1 pseudogene is annotated in these 758 nt (G+C 38.4%); it reads right to left on the bottom strand.

Going from position 1 to position 758, the window contains the following annotated elements:
• Positions 1-326, bottom strand: a pseudogene (locus tag FC57_RS11395) (transposase); the annotation flags it as partial.
• Positions 327-758: the final 432 nt, after the last annotated feature.

Genomic DNA, 758 nt, shown 5'->3' on the forward strand with positions numbered 1-758 from the left:
ATCAGTTTGTGGACTGATGCGATGGCAGCTTTCTTGTAGCTTCTGGTTTCAGAAAGCTGTTTTTTGTGATCGTAGTAATCCGTGATATGGCAAGGCTGTGTAGACTTAACGGTTTCCATTTGCCCAATGGTTCGATATAAGACCTTTCGGGCAATAGCGTTGCCATGTTTTGTAATTGATAAATGTTTGTCGACATCTCCTGATTGTGATCTGCCTGGATCAATTCCAATAAAGGTATCGATTTTATTAGGATTGTTAAACCTGCGTAAATCTCCCAACTCTGTGTAGATTCTTAACGCAGTCGTATCAGCTATTCCTGGAATAGTGGCATAAAGCTGGATATCTCTAGGATTAGAATGTATTCCAAAATATGCTTGCGTCTTTGCTCAATATCACGTAATCGTTCAATACAATACTTAACCAATTCAATGGTGATACTATCACAGTCATCGTAATAACAAGTACGCTTGGCATTTGTTTGCAGGCTGCAGGTTAATGTACTAGCTTTTGCACGTCCAATGCCTTTAATTTTAGCCAATTGAGTCACGACTTGATCGTAAGTGCTGTTTAAGACAAATTTGGCATGCGGAAACAGATTGACGATTTGCGTAAAAGTAGACTGCAAAGCACGGTGAAGTTGCACGTTTATTTTACGACATCAAGTGTTCAAAAAGCCGACGCATTAAATGCTTAATTTCGACTTTTATTTTAAAGCAAAATAAAAGCGCTAGATAATTTGATACAATCCCACTAAAGTG

The sequence above is a fragment of the Lactobacillus ultunensis DSM 16047 genome, assembly GCF_001436305.1.
Classification (GTDB): Bacteria; Bacillota; Bacilli; order Lactobacillales; family Lactobacillaceae; genus Lactobacillus; species Lactobacillus ultunensis.